Here is an 8931-nt window from a genome sequence, read left to right on the forward strand (position 1 = left end):
ATCCCACTCATGGCCTCCAGCAAGTCTGCATTCTGCTGTGAAATGGCTTCGAGAGTGGCGTAGACCAGATGCGCTTTTGTCGTGCCCCGCGTCAGGCCACAGATCAGGCCACGCGCCTCGGGGTTCCAGTAGGGCGCTCCCAGCCCTGTAAACGCGGGGACAAAGACCACTCCGCCACTATCGGGCACCGAGCGGGCGAGCGCCTCGGTCTCCGCCGCTGTCTCAATCAGCCCGAGTCCATCACGGAGCCACTGGACAGCCGCCCCGGCGACAAAGACCGCACCCTCGGCGGCATACGCAAGCTTCCCGTCTTTCTCCCACGCTACAGTCTGTAAGATGCCTGGAACCCACCCGCCTCGTTCCTCATCACCCTCCCTCAGGGCAGGGAGGGTTGGGAGGAGGGAAAGCAGGAAACAGCCCGTGCCGTAGGTGCACTTGGCCATGCCGGGCATGGTGCACTGCTGGCCGTAGAGCGCGGCCTGCTGGTCACCGAGAATGCCGCAGATTGGGATGCCATCCCAGTGCCCAAACACGCTCCCCGACGGCTGGATCATGGGTAGCGAGGCGCGTGCGACGCCGAAAAGTGCCAGAAGCTCGTCGTCCCAGCTATTGGTGTGGAGGTTGTAGAGTAGCGTCCGCGAGGCGTTGCTCGGGTCGGTAGCGTAGCTCCTGCCGCCGGTGAGTTTCCAGAGGAGCCAGCTATCCACTGTGCCAAAGCAGGCGTTCTCGGTGGGGATGCGCTGGCTCAGCCACTCGATCTTGGTGCCGGAAAAATAGGGGTCGAGGAGCAGGCCCGTCTTGGCGCGAATGAGCGGCTCGTGGCCCGCGTCTTTGAGCTGGTGGCAGCGCTCCGTGGTGCGGCGGCACTGCCAGACAATCGCGTTTGCCAGCGGCTCGCCGGTGCGCCGATCCCATGCCACAACCGTCTCGCGCTGGTTTGTGATCCCAATGGCCTGGATATTCTGCTTCCCCACCTGTGCCACCACAGAGTCTAGCGTCGCCTTCTGCGCCCGCCAGATCTCCTCAGGATCATGCTCCACCCATCCGGGCTGCGGGTAGTGTTGCGTAAACTCCTGTTGTGCCAGCGCCACACAGCGCCCCGAGGCATCAAAGGCCAGCGTCCGGCACGACGTCGTGCCGCTATCAATTGCAAGGATCATGGGCGCATTTTACCGGTAAAATGTCCTCATGAACCGAAAACAAGACGCGATGGTGCGCCGTCGCTGGATTTATGTGGCGAAGAATCTTCAGGTGAACGAGAACGTGTCTAAGGTAGTGGAGCTACTCAAGCGGGCAAAGGCGGCGGGCTACAATGGGATGCTACTGGCCGACTACAAGCTCCATATCTTAGACCGCGTGCCAGAGTATTATTTTAAGAATGCGGCGGCGGTGAAGCAGGCGGCGGAGAGTTTGGGAATTGCGATCTACCCCGCGGTCTGCTCCGGGGGCTACGACAATGGCCTGCTCGCCCACGACCCCAATCTCGCGGAGGGCCTGCCCGTGAAAGACGCCGTGTTTACCGTCAAGGGCAAGACGGCGGCTCTAGAGAGTGGCAACTTGCTCCCCGGTGGGGCACTCGATGAAGCGCGCAATGGCAACTTTCTCGGCTGGGACTTCAACGATGCGGCGGCGCTCGATACCAGTGTCAAAAAGAGTGGGGTAGGCGCACTGCGCTTCACGGCCACCGAGGGAAATCTCCGCGTGAGCAAGCGGCTAGCACTGCCGTCGTTTCGTCAGTATCACCTCAGTGTCTGGATCAAGACCGAGGGCTTCAAGAGTGCCGGAGAGATTCACTGCACGGTGCTTCCCGGCGGCGAGAAGGCGAACCTGTGCCACTCCAACGCAGGCGTGAAGCCGACCCAGGACTGGACACAGCACCACTTTGTCTTCAACACCTTAGACAACCCCTCGGTGGGAGTCTATCTCGGCTGCTGGGGCACGGAGGGCGGGACGCTCTGGCTCGACGATATTCGCCTAGAGGAAGTGGGCTTGCTCAATGTCGTGCGGCGTGCAGGCTGCCCCTTAACGGTGCGCAGTGAAGATGGCACGCTCTACACCGAAAACCGTGACTACGAGCCTATAGCCGACCCGCGCATGGGAACGGTTCCCTGGCCCGGCGAGTATGAGGTCTGGCACGCACCGCCCCGTATCACGATTCCCTCCGGCTCGCGCATCAAAGACGGTCAGAAGCTGCGGGTTTCCTACTACCACGCCATCACGATCCACGACGGCCAGGTCAGCGCGTCGCTGGTAGACCCCAAAGTCTTCGACCTGCACCAAGACCAGCTCCAGCGCGTCCAGAAGCTCCTCACTCCGCCCGGTTTCTTCCTCTCGCACGATGAGCTGCGCACCGCAGGCTGGAGCGCGGATGCACAGGCCACGGGCAAGACCCCCGGCGTCTTGCTGGCGGAGAATGTCAAGAAGTGCATCGCGCTGGCAAAGCAGACATCGCCCCGCGCCGAGCTGGTCGCCTGGTCGGATATGTTTGACCCGCACCACAACGCTCACGACAACTACTACTTGGTGCGCGGCACGCTCGCCGGGAGCTGGGAGGGCCTGTCGAAAGACACACTGATCATGAACTGGAACTCTGGCAAGCAAAAAGAGAGCCTAGACTTCTTCGCCAAGCGCGGCCACGGCCAGATTCTCGCGGGCTACTACGACGGCAACCCCAGCGCCATCAAAGGCTGGCTCGCCACGGCCAAGGCACTGGGCGGAGCGAGAGTCGAGGGCGTCATGTACACCACCTGGGCCAACAACTACAGCCAGCTAGAGGCATTCGCCAAAGCGGCGTGGTAACCTCCCCCACGGCGACAGCGCCGTTCCCCCTACCGCTCCGCGAAGGGGGGAGGTGGGAATGTGAGTAGGGAGGTGAAATATACATGAGCCAGAACCGAAATGTGATGGCACGGGAAGATGCCCAGCGTGCGGATGCCGAACATGCCCGTGTGTATCAATGGCTACAAGCGGAATTCCAAACGAAGCTTGGAGTCCCTGCGGTGCTGGAGCAATCCGAGAAAAAGTGGAGTGCTTGGCGGGAAGCCGAGGATAAGCGGGCATTTACCTGGCATGGCACTGGGCAGGAGTTTTATCATGCTACTCTCCGCCGTCGGCTAACGCGTGAGCGTACGAGTGGCCTCTTACTCTTTGGTGCTTCTCTGTCCGCGCCAAGTGGGCTTCTTCCTGATCCAAAGACTTTGGCATCTAGCGCGGTATTGGTTACTCGGCTCTGGAAAGCAGCGCACGCTTTTATAGTCGACAGCGATTATCCGGGAATAAAAGAAGACTGGCCTCGTCTCACCAATGAGGTTCAGCGTACATGGTTTGCTTACTGTGCCTCCGAAGTAGCCCTCTGGAGTGCGCAGCACAGGGCATACGTTCAGGATGCTGTTTGTGTTCGGCTCAATGCTGAATGTAGCCGTGTTATGTATGGCTATCTCGATGCAGCAGAGCGTGACCAACTTGAGGCCGAGGAAGTCAGGCGCTGCGAGGAGGAACTGAAGAAAGTCTTCGCGTATGTGATGAGTGGGGTTGGAGGAAAGCCAGCCACGGTCACCGCACTCAGAAATTCCCAACAGGCTTGGCTTGCTTTCCGTTCTGCTGATGTGACAATGTGGGCTAGTCAATTTGAGACGAAGGCGAATGGTGGTTTTAGCCGCCTACATCAAACTCATGAACGCTCTTCACAGCTTTTACGAGATCGCATTGCAGAGCTGCTGCTCTTCTTCACAGGGTCTGTGGTTCTAGGCACGGGCTCTGATCTGGCGGCAAGCGAAAAATTGCTAAACTCACTCTGGGACTACGAAAAGTCAGTAGCAAGTACGGACACCGAGCAGGCGCGAGCAAAACGCGCACAGCGCACGTGGCTAGCCTATCGCGATGCCGAACTGGCGCTCTGGAAACGTACTCGTAGTAACCTTAATGCAGTACGTGCCCGACTGACCTGGGAACGGGCACGCCATCTCGCCAGCGGCTACGACTAATTCGCAGAAATGTGCTCGCCTAGGTCAAGCAGGATCGCAAGAAGAGTGTCGAAGACCTCCATAAAGTCTTTCTCGCGTACCACAAGCGCATCCGGGCCCATCTCCCCAAACCCCTCTTCCAAGCGAGGCACGGGCGGCAGGGGGAAGAGGGGAGGCGAGGTACGAGCCGGGGAGATGGCCGCGAAGCGGGGCCTAAACCACGCAGGAAACCCGCACCCGTTTGTCGAACACAAAGCCCATGAGCAAGGTATTTAAGCTAGGTGTGGCAAAGCTGGTGCACGACCATGTGTGGGGTGAGCTGAGCCACTGGGCGGCGACGGGGCGGGTGGAGATCGTGGCAGTAGGGGAGGAGAGCGAGCGGCTCCGCAATCGCTTTGCCGAGAAGTTCCCGACGGCCCGTCTTTATGAATCCTGGGAGGCGATGCTGGCGGGCGAGAGCGAGCTCGATATCGTCCAGATCGCCGCAGAAAACTCTTCCCACGCCGATATTACCGAGGCAGCGGCGGCAAAGGGCTGCCATGTGATCTCGGAGAAGCCGATGGCGGCGACTCTGGCGCAGGCAAACCGCATGGTGGCGGCGTGCGACAAGGCGGGCGTCCAGCTCATGGTCAACTGGCCCACGGCGTGGTCACCCGCGTTTCAGGAGCTGGAGCGCATCATCCTCTCCGGGGGCATTGGCGAGCTGCGTTACTTCAAGTACCGCTCAGCACACAACGGCCCCAAAGAGATCGGCTGCGACGAGAGCTTCTGGGGCTGGCTCTACGACGAAGAGAAAAATGGCGGCGGGGCGTTTATGGACTACTGCTGCTACGGCTCCGCGATGATGGCACGGTTTCTAGGACTACCTGAGAAGGTGATCGGGATGCGCGGCATTCTGGCCAAAGACTACCCCATCCCCGACGACAACGCGCTGATTGATGCCTGGTATAAAGGCGCGCACTGCGTGGCTGAGGCAAGCTGGACCCAAGTCACGGGCTATGTTACCGGCAACCCCTACGCCTACGGCTCCGAGGGGGCGCTCTGTCTGCAAGGTGGGAAAGTACACCTCATGAAGCCCGGCAAGCCGCTGGAGATTATCGAGCCGACGCCCCTGGAAGCGCCGTATCGCTCCGCACCGGAGTATCTGCTACACTGCATCGAAACCGGCGAGGCGCTTTCGGGCGTGTGTAGCGCCAAGGTCTCGCGCGATGCCCAGGAAATCCTCGAAGCGGGCAAGCGTGCCGCTGATTCAGGTATGATGCAGAAACTCCCCCTCACTACCGATCTCTAACCTAACGCATGATTCAAAAACTGGAAGACAACCTCGGCTCCGTGATACGAGGCAAGCCGGAGGCGATTCGCCTCGTCGTGATCGCCTTACTTGCTGGAGGGCATGTTCTCCTGGAAGATGTTCCCGGCACCGGTAAGACCACGCTGGCCAAGGCACTTGCTCGTTCCATTGACGGCACGTTCCGGCGGATTCAGTTCACGCCCGACTTGCTCCCCGCGGACATCACCGGCTCCAGCTTCTACCGTCCTGCGGAGGGAGTTTTTGAGTTCCGCGAGGGGCCGGTTTTCTCGCATATTCTCCTGGCCGACGAGATCAACCGAACGTCGCCGCGCACCCAGTCGGCGCTTTTAGAGGTGATGAGCGAGGGGCAGGTCACCGTGGAGGGGATTCGCCGTCTGCTACCCCAGCCGTTTTTTGTGATCGCCACGCAGAACCCGGTGGAGTACCACGGCACCTACCCGCTCCCCGAGGCGCAGCTCGACCGGTTCGCCATTCAGCTCGCCCTAGGCTACCCCACTCATGATGACGAGCTAGCGATTCTCTTTTCCCAGAATGACGGCCACCCACTGGAGCTACTCCAGCCGGTTCTGACTACCGATGATGTACTGACGCTACAAGCCGAGGTACGTCGTGTGCTAGTAAAGCCCGAGGTCGCGGACTACATCGTCCGGCTGGTGGAGACAATCCGTAAAGATGCCCGTCTGCGCCTGGGGCTTTCGCCGCGCGCCTCGCTCACGCTCTACCGTACCGCGCAGGCCCGCGCTCTCACCGAAGGCCGGGACTTCACCCTCCCCGAGGACATCTGCGCCCTTGCCGTGCCCGTGCTCTCCCACCGTATCCAGCTCGACACCAAGGCCAAGTACGGCGGCCTTCTGCCCGCTCAGATCATCGAGCAGGCGCTGGCGACGGTTCCCGTACCACGGTAGCGACATCATCCGAGGGCTCCCAACCTAGGATCTCTCGGGCAGGGGCTAGGCTGAGGCGCTCGAAGCTGGTCTTGGAGGTGGCGTGGACAATGGCATAGCCGATGTTCTCCGCCGTGACGCAGTGTGCCAGAAAGCTTGCCGCATCGCGGGGCGAGAGCCAGATCGCGCTTGCTCTGCCGGACGTGAGCCACTCATGCTCGTAGTCCAAAAACCACCCGATGCGCACGGCGATAAACTCCAGCCCGTGCTTGTCGTGGTAGTAGCGCCCCATGGTCTCGCCCATCGCTTTGGTCACGCCATAGAGGCTCACCGAGCGCGGCAGGTCGGTGGCTTCAACGGTGTGTTCGTGCGGATAAAAACTCACCGCCTGCACCGTCGAGGCAAAGACCACGCGCTTCACGCCCGCCGCCCGAGCTGCCTCGAAGACATTGTAGAGCCCGACGACATTGTTGGGAACCAGCTCCTCGACAAACGGGGCTTCGTCGCTGGTGGCCGCGAGGTGCACCACCGTGTCACAGCCCTGCATCGCCGCTGCGAGCGTCTCGATGCTAGAAAGATCCGCGACAATCGTCTCCGGCTCGCTCTCGATGGGGCTTCGGTCGAGGATCTTGAGCTCAAACTGCTCATGGAACGTGGGCAGGATATGGGGGCCGATGCGCCCGCCGGGGCCGGTCAGAAGAACACTGTGTTTCACGCCTTGAGTTTACCCGCCGAGAGGGCAAGGTAGCCCCAGCCCAGCAGAAAACAGACGCCCCCAAGCGGTGTGATCGCTCCCAGCCACTTCACGCCCGTCACCGCGAGCAAGTACAAGCTCCCCGCAAAGATGATCTGCCCCACGAGAAAGAGCTTCCCGACTGTCTGTGTCACTTTCAGCTCCACTTGCCCCGCCAGCGCCGCGACAAGCAGCATCGCCAGCGCGTGGGCGAGGTGGTACTGGACTCCCGTCTTCCAAATCTCGATTGCAGGTGCACTAATCACGGACTTCAGCCCATGCGCCCCAAACGCCCCCGCTGCCACCGCAATCCCTGCGCTAATTGCGCCTATTCGAATGAGATTCAAGAGCTTGTCTCCAGTGTAATATCACCGCCGTCCCGAAAATCATTACTGACCAAAAATCCCTGGAGGAGTGCACGTCCTACTAAGGGCTGAATTCCCGTCGCCACGACTTCAACAGGGCGCTGCTGCTCCGCCCAGCGAATTGTGGTGAGATAACTATCTAGCATCACGCGGCTTCCATCGGCAAGGCGCGAGGGGATCGTCTGGAGAAAAGGAAGCTTGAGTACCTCGACTGCCTGCTCTGGAAGCGTGAGATACCCTGCAAAGCCTGTGTCCACAACGCACTCTAGCGAGAAAGCCGGTTGATTGGGCAGTAGAAAAGTAACTGAAACAAAAGGCTTGTTCCCTTGAACATGGCCAATTGTCATTGCTTCGTTTCACTCAAGAGACTGCCAAAAGAATACACACAATCCTGCCCGATGCGTATGCCATAGAGAGTTGCCTCAGGGTTCCGCTTCAGTAAGCGTAGGGCGGCGGCAACGGCATCATCGTCAATTTCGTAGTCACCTGTCGCTATATCCAAGGAGAGGCGCTTGCCCAAATTAGCGGGCGTATCAATAAAAGCACGGAGTTTTTCGTTGTAGAACTTTTCGCCGCGCTGGCCAATTTCCTCTGAGGTATAGCTCAAGTGTCCCATAGCACTATTCTATCGCAGGTGCTTTGCGTTTTCGTAGGGCATGAACAGACGATTATTACGAATCACGTACTCTGCAAAACCATCTCCCCAGCACGCATGGGAGAATCAGAGGGTGAGGCAAAAAGATAGAAGCTGTGGTTTGCCATAACCCAATCTAGCTGTGCGACAAAGAGAAGTGGTTCGTCGGCGCCATGGGTCGGAAACACTGGGCTTTGCATCCACTGAGGCGGGCCGCCCAGGCGTGAGCGGCTACCAGAGCCAAGCCCAAACTCTGCCCTACCCGAGCGATAGACCCCTTCGTGACGGATATCCGGAAGGGATGTTGGGAGAGGAAGCTCACCCGAGTGTACGAGGCCGTAGCGCTCGCGCAGGGCAAAATGTTGTATTTCTTCCTCGACACGCTCCCGTGTGGCCTCGGCATCCTCTGGATCGTCTTCTTTGAGCGTCGTATACCAGGTTTCGTCGTGCTCTGGTCGTAGAACGGGCAGGAAATAGTCGTAGAAAGCTATGGTATAGGGCTTATGGTCGGTGGTACCAATGCAACCGAGGCCGTCGGTCTCGCCTTGCTCCGTGGGATTCAGAATCGTGACGTCGTAGCTCTTACTTTTTGTATAGCCCCAACCAAAAGCCATGTCGCCATACCACATACACTCGTAGCAGTAGTGAAACGAGAGTAGGCTAGGGTCGGACTTCCAACCCGGCACATCGGCGAGGCGAATCTGCGCGACAAAGCCCATTGTGTGTCCTTCCGGGCAGACAGGCCGTCGCGTCTCTCTAGGCCACCAAGGAGCTCCCGCAAACTTAGTGACAGGGATTGGGCCTGGGTCGCCGGGTGTCAGGAGCCAGTCACGGGCATCTTCGTAGAGTGTCATAAGTGGCCTAGATTTTCTATCCCTTCACGGCTCCACTGGTGAGGCCAGAGATGAACTCTTTCTGGAGCACTAAGAATAAGACAATCACGGGGAGCACCATGACGAACGTTCCGGCCATCATCATCCCGTACTTCTGGCTGTAGAGGCCCACCAGGCTGGAGAGGGCGATGGGGAGCGTGTGGTGCTG

10 protein-coding genes are annotated in these 8931 nt (G+C 59.6%); 4 read left to right on the plus strand and 6 right to left on the minus strand.

Annotated features, from left to right (window positions below; genetic code table 11):
• Positions 1–1160: glycerol kinase GlpK (locus RMO15_RS00995; RefSeq protein ID WP_309707015.1), on the minus strand; the 1160-nt coding region annotated here is incomplete at its 3' end.
• 28 nt (positions 1161–1188) lie between these two features.
• On the opposite strand from RMO15_RS00995, the gene RMO15_RS01000 reads away from it, so the two are divergent.
• The 4 genes from RMO15_RS01000 (at position 1189) to RMO15_RS01015 (ending at position 6179) form a co-directional block, all read left to right on the plus strand.
• The gene (locus RMO15_RS01000; RefSeq protein WP_309707017.1) at positions 1189–2799 is read left to right on the plus strand and encodes a hypothetical protein; all 1611 of its coding nucleotides are present in this window, start codon (positions 1189–1191) and stop codon (positions 2797–2799) included.
• A gap of 83 nt (positions 2800–2882) precedes the next feature.
• Entirely contained in the window at positions 2883–3983 is a 1101-nt protein-coding gene (locus RMO15_RS01005; RefSeq protein WP_309707019.1) for a lysozyme inhibitor LprI family protein, read from the plus strand.
• Between the two features lie 238 nt (positions 3984–4221).
• Positions 4222–5253 carry a Gfo/Idh/MocA family oxidoreductase gene (locus tag RMO15_RS01010; protein ID WP_309707021.1) on the plus strand — a complete coding sequence of 344 codons (1032 nt, stop codon included), beginning with the start codon at positions 4222–4224 and terminating at the stop codon, positions 5251–5253.
• 8 nt (positions 5254–5261) lie between these two features.
• Complete coding sequence (locus tag RMO15_RS01015; protein WP_309707023.1) at positions 5262–6179, plus strand: MoxR family ATPase; 918 nt, start codon at positions 5262–5264, stop codon at positions 6177–6179.
• Here RMO15_RS01015 and RMO15_RS01020 read toward each other — a convergent pair.
• The 5 genes from RMO15_RS01020 to RMO15_RS01040 form a co-directional block, all read right to left on the minus strand.
• Positions 6139–6873 carry an NAD(P)-dependent oxidoreductase gene (locus tag RMO15_RS01020; RefSeq protein ID WP_309707025.1) on the minus strand — a complete coding sequence of 245 codons (735 nt, stop codon included), beginning with the start codon at positions 6871–6873 and terminating at the stop codon, positions 6139–6141. The two genes, RMO15_RS01015 and RMO15_RS01020, sit on opposite strands and share 41 nt — an antisense overlap.
• Positions 6870–7238: a DUF423 domain-containing protein gene (locus RMO15_RS01025; protein ID WP_309707027.1), complete on the minus strand. Its 369-nt coding sequence runs from the start codon at positions 7236–7238 to the stop codon at positions 6870–6872. Before RMO15_RS01025 ends, RMO15_RS01020 begins: the two co-directional genes overlap by 4 nt.
• The gene (locus RMO15_RS01030; protein WP_309707030.1) at positions 7235–7603 is read right to left on the minus strand and encodes a clan AA aspartic protease; all 369 of its coding nucleotides are present in this window, start codon (positions 7601–7603) and stop codon (positions 7235–7237) included. Before RMO15_RS01030 ends, RMO15_RS01025 begins: the two co-directional genes overlap by 4 nt.
• The gene (locus RMO15_RS01035) at positions 7600–7872 is read right to left on the minus strand and encodes a hypothetical protein (RefSeq protein WP_309707032.1); all 273 of its coding nucleotides are present in this window, start codon (positions 7870–7872) and stop codon (positions 7600–7602) included. Before RMO15_RS01035 ends, RMO15_RS01030 begins: the two co-directional genes overlap by 4 nt.
• A gap of 62 nt (positions 7873–7934) precedes the next feature.
• Positions 7935–8744, minus strand: a complete 810-nt coding sequence (locus RMO15_RS01040) for a DUF1963 domain-containing protein (protein ID WP_309707034.1) — start codon at positions 8742–8744, stop codon at positions 7935–7937.
• Positions 8745–8931 lie beyond the last annotated feature (187 nt).

The sequence above is a fragment of the Armatimonas sp. genome (assembly GCF_031410135.1).
Classification (GTDB): Bacteria; Armatimonadota; Armatimonadia; order Armatimonadales; family Armatimonadaceae; genus Armatimonas.